This is a genomic window from Aeromicrobium jepli (assembly GCF_047246605.1).
Taxonomy (GTDB): domain Bacteria; phylum Actinomycetota; class Actinomycetes; order Propionibacteriales; family Nocardioidaceae; genus Aeromicrobium.
In genome coordinates this window covers 58,952-75,141 of sequence record NZ_JBFOKO010000006.1, presented here as the reverse complement: position 1 = coordinate 75,141, position 16,190 = coordinate 58,952, and the positions used below count along the sequence as shown (strand labels likewise).

Below are 16,190 nucleotides of genomic sequence, written 5' to 3'. Positions count from 1 at the left end.
AGAGGACTCCCGTGGCACGAGCGCAGTCGGACCCCGCCCAGGCGTCCCCGGACCAGATCGTCGACGAGCTCGAGGTGCTGCTCGACCGGCTCAGCCGGAACGTCGACGAGCTGGTCGACCGGGTCAAGCCCGCCAACGTCGCCAAGCGCCAGATCGCCGGCGTCAAGGCCTACTTCGTCGACGAGGAGACGGGCCCGCGCTTCGAGCACATCGTGCCGGTCGTCACCGGCACGCTGGCGACGATCGCCGGGCTCGTGGTGCTGCGCCGCCTGCTGAAGTGATGGACGCCAAGCTCCCGATCAGGATGCTGCACGACCGGCTCCTGGTCTCGCTCGACAAGGAGGCCGGCGACCGCCGCTCCTCCGGCGGCATCGTCATCCCCGCGACCGCCGCGATGGGCCGCCGCCTGGCGTGGGCGCGCGTCGAGGCCGTGGGCTCGCAGGTGCGCGCCGTCGAGGTGGGCGACCGCGTCCTGTTCGACCCCGAGGACCGCGCCGAGGTCGAGGTGCGCGGCGAGAGCTTCATCCTGCTGCGCGAGCGCGACCTGCACGCGGTGGCCTCCGAGCGCATCGACGAGGGCCAGACCGGCCTCTACCTGTGAGCAGCGGCGACCGGCTCCCGTTCCGCCGGTTGCGGCTGCCCCGGCCCGAGGTCACGCTGCGCGACCGGCTGCTCCGCATCCGGCGCAGCTGGCGGCTGCTGCTGCGGCTCGTCGTGGCCACGAGCGTCTCGTTCGCCCTCGCCACGCAGCTGCTCGGCCACACGCAGGCGTTCTTCGCGCCGATCGCCGCCGTCATCACGATGATGGCCGGTGCCGGGCGGCGCCAGCGGGTGATCTTCGAGCTCGTCCTGGGCGTCGCGTTCGGCGTCCTCGTCGGTGAGCTGCTGATCGTGGCGATCGGCCGCGGCGCGTGGCAGATGGCGCTCGTCGCGGGCCTCACGGCGGTCACGGCGATGCTGTTCAACCTCAAGGGGATGGCGCTCACGCAGGCCATCAACTCGGGCGTGCTGCTGGCCGCGGTCGTGCCGCTGCCGGGCGTCTCCAACCCGGCGCTGACGCGGTTCACGGACGCGCTGATCGGCGGCCTGTGCGGCTTCCTGATGATGCTGATCCTGCCGCGCAACACGAAGCGCGACATCGACGAGAGCCTGCAGGACCTGCTCAACCGGCTCACCTCCGTGCTGGCGAACATCGGCCGGGCCATGCGGACGGCGGACGCGGACGTCGCCGACACTGCGCTGCAGGAGGCGCGGGACGCGCAGGAGACGATCGAGTCGCTGCAGGCCACCGCCCTCAACGTCAGCGAGATCGTCCGGCTCGCGCCGATGCGCTGGAGCCAGCGGTCCGACGTCGAGCGGTACGCCGGCAGCGTCAACGACCTCGACAACGCGATGCGCGACGCGCGCGTGCTGGCCCGCCGCGTGGCGTCGATGCTGCGCCACCACGAGCTGCCCCCCGAGGGCTTGACCGCGTCGGTCGAGACCCTGGAGGAGGCCGTGCGGATCTATGCCGACGAGTTCGCCTCGGCCGTCGACCTCGAGCGCGCGAACGTGCGCCTGATCGAGGCCTCGGACCTCGCGATGCACGCGATGGCCGACCGGCTGACCGTCAACACGGCCTCGATCGCCGCGCAGGTGCGCTCGCTCGCGGCGGACCTGCTGATGGCCGGGGGAGTGCCGCGCAGCGCCCTCGACGACCTGCTCGACATCGACTGAGTCGCGACACGCCGGAACGTGACCCTCGACACGGGCGCCTCCATGGCGCTAGTGTCGACGGGTCGCTCACGACCGAGCGATCCAGACGACCACAGGAGGTGACCCGAGATGAAGCACACGACGTTCGCATTCGCCCTCGGATCCGCCTCCGCAGTGTCGTTGATGTAACCGGCTCACCCTCGCCTGTATCACCAGCCGCTCCGGACGCTCGTCCGTAGCGGCTTTTTGTTTGCCACTCACCCATCCACGCACGACGACATCAGAAAGGAGGCGCGTCATGACCACGACATTCCCCCACCTCATGCCCGCGAACACCACACTCCCGACACCCGTCCCGGACCTCCGGACGGCATCGACGGGAGCGGCCACGGGAGAGGAGGTGACCCCCATGTCGTTGTTCGATTTCGGAACCCGGCCGCAGGTGCGCGCCGACCTCGATCGTCTCGTGGTCCTGGAGCGTCTGAAGCACCGGCGCCGGGCCGAGCGCCACCTGCGCAGCGTCCACACCCAGCTGTGGGGCGTGCGCGCCAACCGGTGAGATGCGAACGGGCCCGGTGATCCTCGGATCACCGGGCCCGTTCCCTCGTCTCAGCGGCTCTGCAGCGCCTCGGCGTACGCGAGGATCCGCTTCGCGTCGCGGATGTGCAGCTCCTCGATCATCTTGCCGTTGTAGGTGGCGACGCCCTTCTTCTCGGCGGCGGCCTCCTCGAAGGCGGCGATCATGCCCTGGGCGCGCTCGACGTCGGCCTCGCTCGGCGCGAACGCCTCGTTGGCCGGGTCGACCTGCGACGGGTGGATCAGCGTCTTGCCGTCGAAGCCCATCTCGCGGCCCTGGCGCGCCTCGGCCACGAAGCCCTCGGCGTCCTTGACGTCGTTGTAGACGCCGTCGATGACGACCTTGCCGGCGGCGCGGACGGCCAGCAGGGTCCACGACAGGGCGGTCAGCACGAGCGGGTTGCGACCCGGCACGTGCAGGCCGTACGTCTCGTTGACGATGTCGTTGGTGCCCATGACGATGACCGTCAGGCGCTCGTGCGCGGCGGCGATCTCCTCGGCGTGCAGCAGCGCTCTGGGCGTCTCGATCATGGCCCACAGCTGCGTGGACTCCGGGGCGCCGGCGGCCTCGATCGCGGCGACGAGGTCGCGCACCTGCTCGGCGGACTCGACCTTCGGCACGAGGATCGCGTCGGGACCGGCCTTCGCGGCGGCGGCGATGTCGTCGTCGTGCCACTGCGTGCCGATCGAGTTGACCCGGATGGCCAGCTCGCGGTGGCCGTACTCGCCGGACTCGACGGCGGCGCACACGTTGGCGCGACCGGTCTCCTTCGCGTCAGGCGAGACGGAGTCCTCGAGGTCGAGGATCAGCGCGTCGGCGTCGATGCCCTTGGCCTTCTCCAGCGCGCGCTCGTTGGCGCCGGGCATGTAGAGGACCGAGCGGCGGGGGCGGATCTGCGTCATCTCAGGCTCCTCAGAGGTCGTAGGCCGCGGCCAGCTCGGGGTCGCGCTCGGCGAGGGACTTGGCCAGGTCGAGCATGACGAGGCACTGCTTGCAGGACGCGTCGTCCTCCATCTTGCCGTCGATCATGACGGCGCCGGAGCCGTCACCCATCGCCTCGACGACGCGCTTGGCGTGCGCCACGTCCTCGGGGCTGGGGGAGAAGACCTTCTTGGCGATGTCGATCTGCACGGGGTGCAGGCTCCAGGCGCCGACGCAGCCCAGCAGGAACGCGTTGCGGAACTGGTCCTCGCACGCGACGACGTCCTTGATGTCACCGAACGGGCCGTAGAAGGGGAGGATGTCGTTCATCGCGCAGGCGTCGACCATGCGCGCGATCGTGTAGTGCCACAGGTCCTGCTGGTAGGTGGTGCGGCCCTGCGTGAGGTCCTCGCCCGTGGGGTCCTGGCGCACGAGGTAGCCGGGGTGGCCGCCGCCGACGCGCGTGGTCTTCATGCGGCGGCTGGCGGCGAGGTCGGCCGGGCCGAGGCTGATGCCCTGCATGCGTGGGCTGGCCGCGGCGATCTCCTCGACGTTGGCGACGCCCTCGGCGGTCTCGAGGATCGCGTGCACGAGGATCTGGCGGTCGAGGCCGGCGCGGGCCTCCAGCTGCGCCAGCAGGCGGTCGACGTAGTGGATGTCCTGGGCGCCCTCGACCTTCGGCACCATGATGACGTCGAGCTTGTCGCCGATCTCGGTGACGAGCGTGATGAGGTCGTCGAGGACCCACGGCGAGTCGAGGCTGTTGACGCGCGTCCACAGTTGCGTGTCGCCGAAGTCGGTCGCCTTCGCGATGTCGACGAGGCCCTGGCGTGCGGCTTCCTTCTTCTCGGTCTTCACCGCGTCCTCGAGGTTGCCCAGGATGATGTCGACCTTCTTGGCGATGTCCGGGACCTTCGCGGCCATCTTCTCGTTGCTCGGGTCGAAGAAGTGGATCATCCGACTCGGGCGGAACGGGACGTCGGCGCTGGGCTTCGGGGCCCCGACGGCCAGCGGTCGCAGGAAAGCACGAGGATTGCGCACGGGAACTCTCTTCCGTGGGGTTCAGGGTCGGGGCCAGTATGGCGCGACCGGTCCGCGGTGGCTCACCGGGCGTCGTCAGGCGGACCGCCGTCCCCGGTGATCGAGTGCCGGCGAGCGCAGCGAGACGGTGTATCGAGATCACGAAAGTGCTTGTCTCATTGGGCCCAATGCGATAGACTCAGAACATCAGTTCGGTGGATCGGGGGATTCGTGAAGGTCATCGGTGGGCTCCAGTCGGGACAGCGGTTCCTGGCTGACGCGCGCGCTCGTGACCTCGCGAGTTTGTCTCCCGCCGACCTCGCTTCGGAGGCGGCCGCCGTGCAGGCGCTGCGCCGCGAGGCGGACGCTCTGCAGATGGCGCTGTTGGCTGAGGCGAACCGTCAGCAGGCGCACAAGACGACGGATGCGGTCGACATGACCGGGTTCGTCGCCCGCGAGGCGGGCGTCACTCGTCGCGAGGCGGCGCAGCAGGTCCGGCTCGCCGAGCGGATCGAGGCCGCGCCGCGAGTGAAGGACGCGCTCGCCAAGCCTGGCATGAGCACGGTGAAGGCAGCGATCGTGACGGGTGCGCTGGCAGACCTGCCGGCGGATCTGAGGCGCGAGCAGCGCGACCGCGTGGAGGCGGACCTGACCGAGGCGGCTCAGGTGATGAGTGCCGAGCAGCTTCGCCGCAAGTGCCGTCGGGCGATGGAAGCGGTCGATGTCGACCGGGCGGACCGGATCGAGAACGACCGCCTGACCCGTGACGAGAACGCCCAGCGTCGATTGAGCGAGTTCTGGATCGGACGTCCCGACGACGAGACCGGACTGGTGCCGTTCGGCGGCAAGACCGACCAGCTCACGGCGGACGTGCTGCGCGCGGTGATCGAATCCAAGACCGCACCGCGCAAGCAGGCCGAGGCGCACGCCTCGCTCACCCCCGTCGAGAAGGCGGGCGAGGCGTTCGCCGACATCGTCCGTCACCTGCCGCGTGACTCCTACGGGAACCACGGTGGCGTCGCCGCGACCCTGGTCGTGACGGTCGACGAGAAGACCCTGCGCGGTGAGTGTGACCGGGCGGGCGTGACCGAGTTCGGCACCCCGGTCAGCGCAGGCGAACTGCGGAAACTCGCTTGCAACGCGGCGATCCTGCCCACGGTGATGAACGGCAAGTCCCAGCCACTCGACATCGGTCGAGCACAGCGCCTCCACACCGAAGCCCAACGCTTGGCACTCGCCCAACGCGACCAAGGGTGCGCGTATCCCGGATGCGACCGGCCGCCCGGATGGTGCGAATCCCACCACGCGATCCCGTGGTCAGAAGGCGGAGCGACCAACACCGAAACGGGCGTGCTGCTCTGCGCTCATCATCACCGTTACGTGCACAACGTCGGCATACCCATCCGGTTCACCGAGGGCATGCCCGAGTTCAAGATCCGCAGCGAGTGGCAGCAGAACACTCGGTACCGACCCCTGCCCATCTCGGCGTGATCTCGATACACCGTCTCGCTGCGCTCGCCGGCACTCGATCACCGGACCCCGCCCCGCCCGGCACTCGATCACCGGGGGCGAACCCGGTGGTTGAGTAGCTGGCGAGGAACGAGCCGCGTATCGAAACCACCGCGCCTAGCGTGACCTCGAGAGGCCGTCCTGCTCCGCGGGCCGCGTGACGGCTCAGAGGATCTCGTCGACCGATTCGACGGGACGGGCCAGGCGCGCGCCCTTGTCGGTCACGACGAACGGGCGCTCGACCAGGATCGGGTGCTCCACCATGGCCGCCAGGAGCTGATCATCGGTCGCGTCGGCGAGGCCGAGCTCGGCGTACAGCTTCTCGCGCTTGCGCACGGCCTGGGCGGGCGTGAGCCCGGCGGCGGCGAACAGCTCACGCAGCTGGTCGGCCGTCCAGCCCTCGTCCACGTACTTCACGACCGTCGGCTCGACGCCCGCCTCACGCAGCCGGTCCAACGTCTTGCGCGAGGTCGAGCAGCGGGGGTTGTGGTAGATCGTCGCGTCCATGCGGCCGACGCTACTCACCACACGCGCGGCAGCACGGCGACGGGCCGGCCGGCCTCCACGCCGTCGCGCGGCACGATCGCGACCGCGTCCGCGTCGGCCAGGCCGCGCAGCATGTGGGGCCGGCTCGTCGCCGCGGGGACGAGACCCGTCGCGGTCCGGACCGCCGGCACGAGCGTGGTTCCCGCGCGACCACGGAAGTCCTCGGCCGCGAGCTCGGACACGGGCGCGGCGAGGTCCGTGCCCAGGTGGCCGGCGGCGAGCGCCGGCACGAAGGACAGGGCGGTCACCACGGCGGCCAGGGGGTTGCCCGGCAGCGCGAGCCATGGCCGGCCGTCCGGCAGGACCGCGAGCGAGGCCGGGTGGCCGGGTCGCATGTCGACACCCCGGAACACGACCTCGGCCCCGAGGCTCTGCCAGGCGCCCTCGATCGGGTCGACCGCCGACCGGCCGGTGCCCCCGGCACTGAGGACCAGGTCGACGTCGGCGAGCGAGGCCTCGGCGACCGCGCGAGCGTCGTCCGGTACGCGCTGAACGGACGCCACGTCCACGCCCAGGGCCGCGAGCATCGGCGGCAGCATCGGCGTCATGACGTCGCGGACCCGTCCCGCCGCGGGCACGCCTGCGGTGACGAGCTCGTCGCCCGTGACGAGCAGGCGGACCCGCGGCGGCCGGCGTACCGGCAGCTCGTCGTGACCCGTCGCCGCCAGGACCGCGAGGCGCGCCGGGGTCAGCACGCTGCCGGCGGCCACGATGACGTCGCCCCGCGAGGCCTCCTCGCCGGCGGGACGGATGTGCCGGCCCGGCGGGGGAGTGGTGCCGCTCAGCCGGTCCTCGGCCAGCTCGCCCGCCTCCACCGGCAGGACGGCGTCGGCCCCCTCGGGCGGCACGCCACCGGTGACGATCAGTCGCGCGCGGCCGGGCGCCAAGGGGCCCGAGCCGTCATCGAGCACCCACGGGCCCTCGCCCGCGACGGCCCAGCCGTCCATGGCCGAGGTGGCCGCGTGGGGGACCGGCCCGAGTGCCACGAGGTCGCTCGCCGCGGTGCAGCCCAGGGCCTCGGCCAGTGCGGTGGTCAGCACGGGTGCCGCGGGCGCGGCGGCACGCGCATGCTCGCGCGCCTCGCCCCACGGCAGGTCGCTCACCCGAAGTCCTCCGCCGCGCGCTCGGCGCGCTCGACGAGGGCGGCCAGCTCGGCACCGCCGGCACCGGCGCGCCCGGCGGCGAAGCCCACGAGGAAGGTCGTCAACGGGGCCGCGGGCCGCACCACGGAGTGCGCGGCGGTGCCGGCCAGGTCGAGGAGCGCCTCGGGATCGGCGTCGGGCTCGATGCCCAGCTCGGCGGCGAGCGCGTCCCACCAGCGCCGCAGGACCTCGTCAGTGCTCGTCATCGGCGTACTCCTCCACGTCGTCGGGTGTGTCCAGGTCTGCGCAGGCCTCGGCGTCCAGCGGGACGTCCACCGGATCGAGCGTCCCGATGAGCGCCCTCAACGGGCCGTCCGCGAGGTCGGTGCTCGCCACCGCCGCGGCCAGGTCTCCGGCGCGGACGCGACTGCACGCCCACTGGCGGTGGCCCGACGGGTCGACGCCGACGCGGTTGCCCTCTCCGGACCGTAGCGCGTCCACGACGAGATCGGGCCGGACGAGGTCGCCGGCGAGCACGAGCACGTCGTCGTCGGGCGCGGGATCGAGGGCCCGCACACCCGCCGCGACGGCCGCCGCCGGGCCGCCGAACGCCGGCTCCTCACGGACCCAGGCGACCTCGCGCGGCAGCGGCACGTCCCGGCGCGGGCCGACCACGACCACGCGGTCGGCCTCGGCCAGGGCGGCCACGACGCGCTCGAGCAGGGTGCGGCCGCCGACGCGCAGCAGCAGCTTGTCGGCGCCGCCGAGCCGGCGCGCGCGCCCGCCGGCGAGCACGATCGCGTGGAGGCCCGGCATGCCTCCATCGTGGCACTGTTGGTACGCGGGGGTTGCATGTGAACCACCTCACGCGCTTTCGTGGACGGCATGGCCACACCTCCTGACGGCCCCGCCACCGCGGCACTGCTGCGCGCCGGTCGCTTCTTCACCCGCTGGGACGAGACGGACGACGGCCGGGCCGTCTTCCGGGAGGGAGGGCGCAGCGGCGACGTCTTCTACCGGGACCGGTGGAGCCACGACAAGGTCGTCCGGTCCACCCACGGCGTGAACTGCACCGGGTCGTGCTCGTGGAAGGTCTACGTCAAGGACGGGATCATCACGTGGGAGGCCCAGCAGACCGACTATCCCTCCGTCGGACCCGATCGCCCCGAGTACGAGCCGCGCGGCTGTCCTCGGGGCGCTGCCTTCTCCTGGTACACCTACTCGCCCACGCGTGTCCGGTACCCGTACGCGCGCGGCGTCCTGCTGGAGATGTACCGCGAGGCCAAGGAGCGCCTCGGCGATCCCGTGCTGGCCTGGGCCGACGTCATGGCCGACCCCGAGCGGCGGCGCCGCTACCAGCAGGCCCGCGGCAAGGGCGGCTTCGTGCGCACGAACTGGCAGGAGGCCGTCGAGATCACCGCGGCGGCCCAGGTCCACACGATCAAGACGCACGGGCCCGACCGCATCGCGACGTTCAGCCCGATCCCGGCGATGTCGATGGTGTCCCACGCGGTCGGCGCCCGGTTCACGCACCTGCTCGGCGGGGCGATGACCTCGTTCTACGACTGGTACGCCGACCTGCCCGTCGCGAGTCCGCAGGTCTTCGGCGACCAGACCGACGTCCCCGAGTCCGGCGACTGGTGGGACGCGACGTACCTGATGATGTGGGGCTCGAACGTCCCCGTGACGCGGACGCCGGACGCGCACTGGATGGCCGAGGTCCGGTACCGCGGCACGAAGGTCGTGACGATCAGCCCCGACTTCGCCGACAACACGAAGTTCGCCGACGAGTGGCTGCCCGCCCAGGCGGGCACCGACGGCGCCCTCGCGATGGCGATGACGCACGTGATCCTCAAGGAGTTCTTCGTGGACCGGCGCGTGCCGTTCTTCGTCGACTACGTGCGCCAGTACACCGACCTGCCGTTCCTGGTGACCCTGACCGAGAACGCCGAGCACGGCGGTCTCGTGCCGGGCAAGTTCCTCACGGCCCGCGACCTCGGCGACGTCACGCCCGAGGGCGCGTGGAAGACCGTGCTGATCGACGCGGCGACCGGCGCGACGGTCGTGCCGAACGGGTCGCTCGGCCACCGGTACGCCGAGTCGGGGGAGGGCCGCTGGAACCTCGACCTCGAGGGCGTCGTCCCCGCGCTGTCCCTGCGCGACGCGAAGCTGCCGGCCGAGTCCGCCGAGGTCCTGCTCCCGTCGTTCGCCGGCGTGACCGGTGACGGCGAGGTGCTGCGCCGCGGCGTGCCCGTCACCCGGGTCGGCGACCGGCTCGTCACCACCGTGTTCGATCTCATGCTCGCGCAGCACGGGGTGGGCCGTCCGGACCTGCCCGGGCAGTGGCCGGCGGGGTACGAGGACGCCACGACGCCGTACACGCCCGCGTGGCAGGCCGAGGTCACGAGCGTGCCGCCGGAGGCCTGCGTCCGCGTCGCGCGCGAGTTCGCCCGCAACGCCGAGGAGTCGGGCGGGCGCTCGATGATCATCCTGGGCGCCGGCGTGTGCCAGTGGTTCCACGCGGACGCCACGTACCGCGCGATCCTGTCGATGCTGATGCTGACCGGGTGCATGGGGCGCAACGGCGGCGGCTGGGCGCACTACGTCGGCCAGGAGAAGTGCCGGCCGATCACGGGCTGGATCTCGCTGGCGAACAATCTCGACTGGAGCCGGCCGCCGCGCACGATGACCGGCACCTCCTACTGGTACATGCACACCGACCAGTGGCGCTCGGACGGCTACCGCGCGGACGCGCTGGCGTCGCCGCTGGCCGAGGGCCACCTCGCGGGGATGCACACCGCCGACACGATCGCCCAGTCCGCCCGGATGGGCTGGATGCCGTTCTACCCGCAGTTCGACCGCAACCCGCTCGACCTGGCCGACGAGGCGACCGCCGCGGTCGAGGCCGGGACCGCGACCGACGTGAACGACTACGTCGTCCAGCGGCTCAAGGACGGGTCCCTGCGGTTCGCGATCGAGGACGTCGACGCGCCCGAGAACTGGCCCCGGACGCTCACGCTGTGGCGGTCGAACCTGCTGGGATCGTCGTCCAAGGGCAACGAGTACTTCCTCAAGCACCTGCTGGGCACGCACAACGCCGTCACGGCCGCGGACGGCGAGCCCGCCGTCCGACCGCGCGACGTGCAGTGGCGTGAGAGCGCTCCCGAGGGCAAGCTCGACCTGCTCGTCTCGGCGGACTTCCGCATGACGTCCACGACGCTGCTGTCGGACATCGTGTTCCCGGCCGCGACCTGGTACGAGAAGCACGACCTGTCCTCGACGGACATGCACCCGTTCGTGCACGCGTTCACCCCGGCGATCGACCCGCCGTGGGAGGCCCAGACGGACTTCGCGATGTTCCACCACGTGGCGCGGAAGGTCTCCGAGCTCGCCCGGACGCACCTGGGCGTCCGCAAGGACATCGTCGCGGTGCCGATGCAGCACGACACCCCGGGCGAGACGGCGCAGCCCGGCGGCGTCGTCCTGGACTGGAAGCGCGGCGACGTCGAGCCGGTGCCGGGCCGGACGATGCCCGCGCTGCACGTCATCGAGCGCGACTACACGGCCGTGGCGGACAAGCTCAAGGCGATCGGGCCGCTCGCCGACCGCCTCGGGTTCGGCGTCAAGAACGTCACGTTCGACCTCACCGAGGCGCTCGGGACGCTCGCCCGCTCCGGCGGGGTGTTCGACTCGGGCGCCGCCGCCGGGCGTCCCGCGATCGACACCGACGCGAAGCTCGCCGAGGCGATCCTGACCCTCTCGGGCACGACGAACGGCGCCCTGGCCACGCAGGGCTTCCACACGCTCGAGCGCCGCGTGGGCAGGCGGCTCGCCGACCTCGCCGAGGGCTCGGAGGAGAAGCGCATCACGTTCGCGCAGACGCAGGCCGCGCCCGTGCCGGTCATCACCTCGCCGGAGTGGTCGGGCTCCGAGACCGGGGGCCGCCGCTACGCGCCGTTCACGCTCAACGTCGAGCGGCTCAAGCCGTGGCACACGCTGACCGGCCGCATGCACTTCTTCCTCGACCACGACTGGATGCGCGACCTCGGCGAGGCGATGCCGATCTACCGGCCGCCCCTGGACATGAGCCGGCTCTTCGGCGGCCCGCGGCTGGGCGACAACGGCGAGCACGAGATCACGCTGCGCTACCTCACGCCGCACAACAAGTGGTCGATCCACTCCGAGTACCAGGACAACCTGCTGATGCTGTCGCTCTCCCGCGGCGGGCCCACGGCGTGGCTCAGCCAGGAGGACGCGGCCGCGATCGGTGTCGAGGACAACGACTGGATCGAGTGCACCAACGCCAACGGGGTGTTCGTGTGCCGCGCCATCGTGACGCACCGGCTGCCGCCCGGAGTCACGTACGTCCACCACGTGCAGGAGCGCACGATCGACACCCCCAAGGCCGAGCGGTCGGGCCGGCGCGGCGGCATCCACAACAGCGTCACCCGGGTGCTGGTCAAGCCGACCCACCTCATCGGCGGCTACGCGCAGCTGTCCTACGCGTTCAACTACCTGGGGCCGACCGGCAACCAGCGCGACATCATCGCGACGATCCGTCGCCGCTCGCAGGAGGTGACGTACTGATGAGGGTCATGGCCCAGATGGGCATGGTGATGAACCTCGACAAGTGCATCGGGTGCCACACGTGCTCCGTCACGTGCAAGCAGGCGTGGACCAACCGGGCGGGCACCGAGTACGTCTGGTTCAACAACGTCGAGACCCGTCCGGGGCAGGGCTACCCGCGCCGGTACGAGGACCAGGAGCGCTGGAAGGGCGGCTGGGAGCTCGGCCGCCGCGACAACCTCAAGCTACGAGCGGGCGGCCGGCTGAAGAAGCTGTTCGGCATCTTCGCGAGCCCGGTCCAGCCCGAGCTGGCCGACTACTACGAGCCGTGGACGTACGACTACTCCACGCTCATCGAGGCACCGTTGGGCGACGACTTCCCGGTGGCGCGGCCCAAGTCGCTCATCACCGGAGAGGACACGAAGGTCTCCTGGTCGGCGAACTGGGACGACAACCTGGGCGGCACGAGCCAGCTGGGCCACCTCGACCCGATCGTGGAGAAGGTCCGCCGCGAGAGCGAGGACAAGATCAGGTTCGAGTTCGAGCAGACCTTCATGTTCTACCTGCCGCGGATCTGCGAGCACTGCCTCAACCCGTCGTGCATGGCCTCGTGCCCGTCCGGGGCGATCTACAAGCGCGCCGAGGACGGCATCGTGCTGGTCGACCAAGACCGCTGCCGCGGCTGGCGCCAGTGCATCACCGGCTGCCCGTACAAGAAGATCTACTTCAACCACAAGTCCGGCAAGGCCGAGAAGTGCACCTTCTGCTACCCGCGGATCGAGGTCGGCCTGCCCACCGTGTGCGCCGAGACGTGCGTCGGCCGGCTGCGGTACCTCGGGCTGTTCCTCTACGACGCGGACGCGGTGACCGCCGCCGCCTCGACTCCCGACCCGCAGGACCTCTACGAGGCGCAGCTGGACCTCATGCTCGACCCGGAGGACCCCGAGGTGATCCGGGCCGCGCGCGAGCAGGGCATCCCGCAGGACTGGCTCGACGCGGCCCGACGCTCGCCCGTGTACGCGCTGGCGAAGACGTACCGGGTCGCCCTGCCGCTGCATCCGGAGTACCGCACGATGCCGATGGTCTGGTACGTCCCGCCGCTCTCGCCGATCGTCGACCTGCTGCGCGAGCAGGGTCACGACGCGGAGGCGCCCGAGGTGCTCTTCGGCGCGATCGACTCCCTGCGCATCCCGGTCGAGTACCTGGCGGAGCTGTTCACGGCGGGGGACACCACCGTGGTCGCCGGCGTGCTGGCGAAGCTCGCGGCGATGCGCTCCTACATGCGCGACGTGACGCTCGGCCGCGAGACCGACGCCTCGATCCCGGAGGCGGTCGGCATGACCGAGGAGTCGATGTACGAGATGTACCGGCTCATGGCGATCGCCAAGTACGACGAGCGCTACGTCATCCCCACGGCGCACGCGGAGGACGCCCACCGGCTCGAGGAGATCGGCTGCTCGCTCGACTTCGACGAGGGCCCCGGGATGGGCGGCTCGGGACCGTTCGGCGAGGCGAGCGGCACGCCGGTCCCCGTCGCGGTCGAGACCTACCAGGCGCTCAAGGACCGCCAGACCACGGACACCCCGGCCGGCGGCGAGCACCTGCGCGAGCGGGTCAACCTGCTCAATTGGGACGGCAACGGCGTGCCGAAGGGGCTCTTCCCGGACCGCCGGAACGAGGAGCGGGCATGAGCGCGCGGCTCGTCCACCAGGTGGCGTCCTGGCTGCTGTCCTACCCGGACGACGAGGTCGTCGCGGCGCTGCCCGACCTCGAGGCGGCCCTGCGCGAGCAGCGGCCGGCCGCTCCCGTGCGCGAGCTGCTCGAGGTCGTCGAGCGGCTGCGGGACACCCCGGTCGAGCAGCTGCGCCACGACTACGTCGACACGTTCGACCTCACCCGGCGGCACGCGCTGCACCTGTCGTACTGGACCGAGGGCGACACCCGCCGCCGCGGCGAGGTGCTGGCCGCGTTCAAGCAGGTCTACCGCGACAGCGGCCGGGTCGTCCGGCTGGACGGGGAGCTGCCCGACCACCTGCCGGTCGTGCTGGAGTTCGCCGCCGTGGTCGATCCCGAGCGCGGGACCGAGATGCTCCAGCGGTACCGCGCGAGCCTCGAGCTGCTGCGCATCGAGCTCGAGGACGACGAGTCCGTGTGGGCGGGTGCCGTCCGCGCCGTCTGCGCCACCCTGCCCGGCGCGTCCCCGCGCACGAGGACCGAGGCCATGGCACTCGCCGGGCCGGTCCAGCCGGTCGAGACCGTCGGTCTCGAGCCCTACGACCCGCGGCTCCTGCCGCTCGCGGAAGGAGCGCGCTGATGGACGTCGTGCTGTGGGGCGTGCTGCCCTACGTCATGCTCGCCGTGCTGGTCGGCGGCACGATCTGGCGCTACCGCTACGACAAGTTCGGCTGGACGACGCGCTCGTCGCAGCTCTACGAGTCGCGGCTGCTGCGGATCGGCTCGCCGCTGTTCCACTTCGGCATCCTCATGGTGGTGATCGGCCACGCGGTCGGCCTGCTCATCCCGAAGAGCTGGACCGAGGCGCTCGGCGTCTCCGAGGGGCTGTACCACTTCAACGCGCTGTTCTTCGGCACGCTGGCGGGGGTCGGCACGCTCGCCGGGATCGCGCTGCTGATCTACCGCCGGCGCACGACGGGGCCGGTGTTCATGGCGACCACCACGAACGACAAGACGATGTACGTCGTGCTCGTGGCGGCGATCGTCCTGGGCCTGTGGACCACCCTCGTGGCCATCGGTGCGGGTCACGACGCGCACGACTACCGCGAGACCGTCTCGCCGTGGTTCCGCTCGGTCTTCCGTCTCCAGCCGGACGTGGACGCGATGGCCGCGGCGCCGATCCAGTTCCACGTCCACGTCCTCGTCGGCATGCTGCTGTTCACGATCTGGCCGTTCACCCGGCTCGTCCACGCGTTCACGGCGCCGCTGCACTACCTGTTCCGTCCCTACATCGTGTACCGCAGCCGTGACGCGGCCCGCGGGACGGGGACGCGCGCGCCGCGGCCCGGTTGGGACCCCGTCGGCACCCGCGACAACGCGGGCGGAAGGAGGTCTCGATGAGCGACCAGGAGATCCTCGAGGCCGGGCGGGGCCGCAACCTCGCGCTGGCGACCCTCGCGTTCGCCGTCAGCTTCTGGGCGTGGAACGTCATCGCGCCCCTCGGCGTCCGGTACGCCGAGCAGCTCGACCTCTCGGCGGGGGAGAAGTCACTGCTGGTCGCGACGCCCGTGCTGGTCGGCTCGCTCGGTCGCATCCTGGCCGGTGCGCTGACCGACCGGTTCGGCGGGCGCGTCATGTTCCCCGTGCTCATGCTGGCCTCGGCTCCGTTCGTCCTGCTGGTGGCCTTCGCCGGTGACCGTGGCTCGTACGCGATGCTGCTCGTGTTCGGCTTCTTCCTCGGCATCGCCGGCACCACCTTCGCCGTCGGCATCCCCTTCGTGAACGCCTGGTTCGACAAGCCGCGCCGCGGCTTCGCGACGGGCGTGTTCGGTGCCGGCATGGGCGGCACGGCCCTGTCGGCGTTCTTCACGCCGCGCATGGTCGAGTGGTTCGGCTACGGCCTCACCCACGTCCTCGTCGCGGTCGCGCTGGTCGCCGTGGCGGTGCTGTCCTGGCTGCTCATGCGGGACTCGCCGCTGTGGTCGCCCAACCACGACCCCGTGGTGCCGAAGCTCGTCGGCGCGATGCGGCTGCCGATCACGTGGCAGCTGTCCTTCCTCTACGCGATCGCGTTCGGCGGCTTCGTCGCCTTCTCGACGTACCTGCCGACCTACCTCAAGGACGTGTACGACTTCGACCTCGCGGCCGCCGGCACGCGCACCGCGGGCTTCGCCCTGGCCGCCGTCGCCGCCCGGCCGCTGGGCGGAGTGCTGTCCGACCGGTTCGGGCCGAAGCTCGTCGCCGGCGTCTCGTTCCTGGGCACGGCGGTCATGGCGGCGGTCGTCATCGCCCAGCCCGAGCCCGAGATCCCGGCGGGGGCCACGTTCATCCTGCTGGCGCTGTTCCTGGGGCTGGGCACGGGCGCGGTGTTCGCCTGGGTCGCCCTCCTCGCCCCGGCCGAGCGGGTCGGCAGCGTCACGGGCATCGTCGGCGCGGCGGGCGGCCTGGGCGGCTTCTTCCCGCCGCTCGTCATGGGCGCGACCTACGACGAGCAGGACCACAGCTACACGATCGGCCTGGCGCTGCTGATCGTCGTCGCGATCGGCGCGTTCGCGTACTCGCAGTGGGGCATCAGGACGCGCCGCCGGACGGCCGCCTAG

16 protein-coding genes are annotated in these 16,190 nt (G+C 71.5%); 10 read left to right on the top strand and 6 right to left on the bottom strand.

The features are described 5' to 3' along the window. Positions 1-11 precede the first annotated feature (11 nt). The 4 genes from AB3M81_RS12595 to AB3M81_RS12580 all read left to right on the top strand — a co-directional run bounded on the left by AB3M81_RS12595 (position 12) and on the right by AB3M81_RS12580 (position 2,254). Entirely contained in the window at positions 12-281 is a 270-nt protein-coding gene (locus AB3M81_RS12595; RefSeq protein ID WP_412904257.1) for a DUF3618 domain-containing protein, read from the top strand. After that, positions 281-601: a GroES family chaperonin gene (locus tag AB3M81_RS12590; protein WP_412904256.1), complete on the top strand. Its 321-nt coding sequence runs from the start codon at positions 281-283 to the stop codon at positions 599-601. Before AB3M81_RS12595 ends, AB3M81_RS12590 begins: the two co-directional genes overlap by 1 nt. Continuing rightward, a complete protein-coding gene (locus AB3M81_RS12585; RefSeq protein WP_412904255.1) occupies positions 598-1,716 on the top strand; it encodes an FUSC family protein in 1,119 nt (372 codons plus the stop codon). Before AB3M81_RS12590 ends, AB3M81_RS12585 begins: the two co-directional genes overlap by 4 nt. Before the next feature lie 388 nt (positions 1,717-2,104). After that, positions 2,105-2,254, top strand: a complete 150-nt coding sequence (locus tag AB3M81_RS12580) for a hypothetical protein (RefSeq protein ID WP_412904254.1) — start codon at positions 2,105-2,107, stop codon at positions 2,252-2,254. A gap of 50 nt (positions 2,255-2,304) precedes the next feature. On the opposite strand, the gene AB3M81_RS12575 is transcribed toward AB3M81_RS12580, so the two are convergent. Together AB3M81_RS12575 and AB3M81_RS12570 are read right to left on the bottom strand one after the other, a co-directional pair. After that, complete coding sequence (locus AB3M81_RS12575; RefSeq protein ID WP_412904253.1) at positions 2,305-3,174, bottom strand: HpcH/HpaI aldolase/citrate lyase family protein; 870 nt, start codon at positions 3,172-3,174, stop codon at positions 2,305-2,307. Positions 3,175-3,184: 10 nt separating this feature from the next. Continuing rightward, positions 3,185-4,234, bottom strand: coding sequence for an HpcH/HpaI aldolase/citrate lyase family protein (locus AB3M81_RS12570; RefSeq protein WP_412904252.1), 1,050 nt, complete (start codon positions 4,232-4,234; stop codon positions 3,185-3,187). Positions 4,235-4,330: 96 nt separating this feature from the next. Between AB3M81_RS12570 and AB3M81_RS12565 the strand changes: the two genes are divergently transcribed. After that, positions 4,331-5,704 (top strand): HNH endonuclease signature motif containing protein, encoded by a 1,374-nt coding sequence (locus AB3M81_RS12565; RefSeq protein WP_412904251.1) that lies wholly within the window; start codon positions 4,331-4,333, stop codon positions 5,702-5,704. A gap of 183 nt (positions 5,705-5,887) precedes the next feature. On the opposite strand, the gene arsC is transcribed toward AB3M81_RS12565, so the two are convergent. Genes arsC through mobA form a run of 4 tightly spaced genes read right to left on the bottom strand, consistent with a single transcriptional unit; the run spans position 5,888 to position 8,166 of the window. After that, a complete protein-coding gene (gene arsC, locus AB3M81_RS12560) occupies positions 5,888-6,229 on the bottom strand; it encodes an arsenate reductase (glutaredoxin) (RefSeq protein ID WP_412904250.1) in 342 nt (113 codons plus the stop codon). A gap of 14 nt (positions 6,230-6,243) precedes the next feature. After that, the gene (locus tag AB3M81_RS12555) at positions 6,244-7,371 is read right to left on the bottom strand and encodes a molybdopterin molybdotransferase MoeA (RefSeq protein ID WP_412904249.1); all 1,128 of its coding nucleotides are present in this window, start codon (positions 7,369-7,371) and stop codon (positions 6,244-6,246) included. Continuing rightward, positions 7,368-7,616: a DUF6457 domain-containing protein gene (locus tag AB3M81_RS12550; protein WP_412904248.1), complete on the bottom strand. Its 249-nt coding sequence runs from the start codon at positions 7,614-7,616 to the stop codon at positions 7,368-7,370. Before AB3M81_RS12550 ends, AB3M81_RS12555 begins: the two co-directional genes overlap by 4 nt. Next, positions 7,603-8,166: a molybdenum cofactor guanylyltransferase gene (gene mobA / locus AB3M81_RS12545; RefSeq protein ID WP_412904247.1), complete on the bottom strand. Its 564-nt coding sequence runs from the start codon at positions 8,164-8,166 to the stop codon at positions 7,603-7,605. Before mobA ends, AB3M81_RS12550 begins: the two co-directional genes overlap by 14 nt. Before the next feature lie 69 nt (positions 8,167-8,235). Between mobA and AB3M81_RS12540 the strand changes: the two genes are divergently transcribed. Genes AB3M81_RS12540 through AB3M81_RS12520 form a run of 5 tightly spaced genes read left to right on the top strand, consistent with a single transcriptional unit; the run spans position 8,236 to position 16,190 of the window. Next, entirely contained in the window at positions 8,236-11,937 is a 3,702-nt protein-coding gene (locus AB3M81_RS12540; protein ID WP_412904246.1) for a nitrate reductase subunit alpha, read from the top strand. Beyond that, positions 11,937-13,607 carry a nitrate reductase subunit beta gene (gene narH / locus AB3M81_RS12535; protein WP_412904245.1) on the top strand — a complete coding sequence of 557 codons (1,671 nt, stop codon included), beginning with the start codon at positions 11,937-11,939 and terminating at the stop codon, positions 13,605-13,607. Before AB3M81_RS12540 ends, narH begins: the two co-directional genes overlap by 1 nt. Then, the gene (gene narJ, locus AB3M81_RS12530; protein ID WP_412904244.1) at positions 13,604-14,230 is read left to right on the top strand and encodes a nitrate reductase molybdenum cofactor assembly chaperone; all 627 of its coding nucleotides are present in this window, start codon (positions 13,604-13,606) and stop codon (positions 14,228-14,230) included. Before narH ends, narJ begins: the two co-directional genes overlap by 4 nt. After that, positions 14,230-14,991: a respiratory nitrate reductase subunit gamma gene (gene narI / locus AB3M81_RS12525; protein ID WP_412904243.1), complete on the top strand. Its 762-nt coding sequence runs from the start codon at positions 14,230-14,232 to the stop codon at positions 14,989-14,991. Before narJ ends, narI begins: the two co-directional genes overlap by 1 nt. Beyond that, positions 14,988-16,190: an MFS transporter gene (locus tag AB3M81_RS12520; protein WP_412904242.1), complete on the top strand. Its 1,203-nt coding sequence runs from the start codon at positions 14,988-14,990 to the stop codon at positions 16,188-16,190. The genes narI and AB3M81_RS12520 overlap by 4 nt, the downstream gene beginning before the upstream one ends.

Excerpts from the sequence above, each read along its gene's own strand:
- mobA (WP_412904247.1), bottom strand. The coding sequence starts at position 8,166 with ATGCCGGGCCTCCACGCGATCGTGCTCGCCGGCGGGCGCGCGCGCCGG.
- arsC (WP_412904250.1), bottom strand. The coding sequence starts at position 6,229 with ATGGACGCGACGATCTACCACAACCCCCGCTGCTCGACCTCGCGCAAG.
- AB3M81_RS12520 (WP_412904242.1), top strand. The coding sequence starts at position 14,988 with ATGAGCGACCAGGAGATCCTCGAGGCCGGGCGGGGCCGCAACCTCGCG.
- narH (WP_412904245.1), top strand. The coding sequence starts at position 11,937 with ATGAGGGTCATGGCCCAGATGGGCATGGTGATGAACCTCGACAAGTGC.
- AB3M81_RS12580 (WP_412904254.1), top strand. The coding sequence starts at position 2,105 with ATGTCGTTGTTCGATTTCGGAACCCGGCCGCAGGTGCGCGCCGACCTC.
- AB3M81_RS12590 (WP_412904256.1), top strand. The coding sequence starts at position 281 with ATGGACGCCAAGCTCCCGATCAGGATGCTGCACGACCGGCTCCTGGTC.
- narJ (WP_412904244.1), top strand. The coding sequence starts at position 13,604 with ATGAGCGCGCGGCTCGTCCACCAGGTGGCGTCCTGGCTGCTGTCCTAC.
- AB3M81_RS12575 (WP_412904253.1), bottom strand. The coding sequence starts at position 3,174 with ATGACGCAGATCCGCCCCCGCCGCTCGGTCCTCTACATGCCCGGCGCC.
- AB3M81_RS12540 (WP_412904246.1), top strand. The coding sequence starts at position 8,236 with ATGGCCACACCTCCTGACGGCCCCGCCACCGCGGCACTGCTGCGCGCC.
- narI (WP_412904243.1), top strand. The coding sequence starts at position 14,230 with ATGGACGTCGTGCTGTGGGGCGTGCTGCCCTACGTCATGCTCGCCGTG.
- AB3M81_RS12550 (WP_412904248.1), bottom strand. The coding sequence starts at position 7,616 with ATGACGAGCACTGACGAGGTCCTGCGGCGCTGGTGGGACGCGCTCGCC.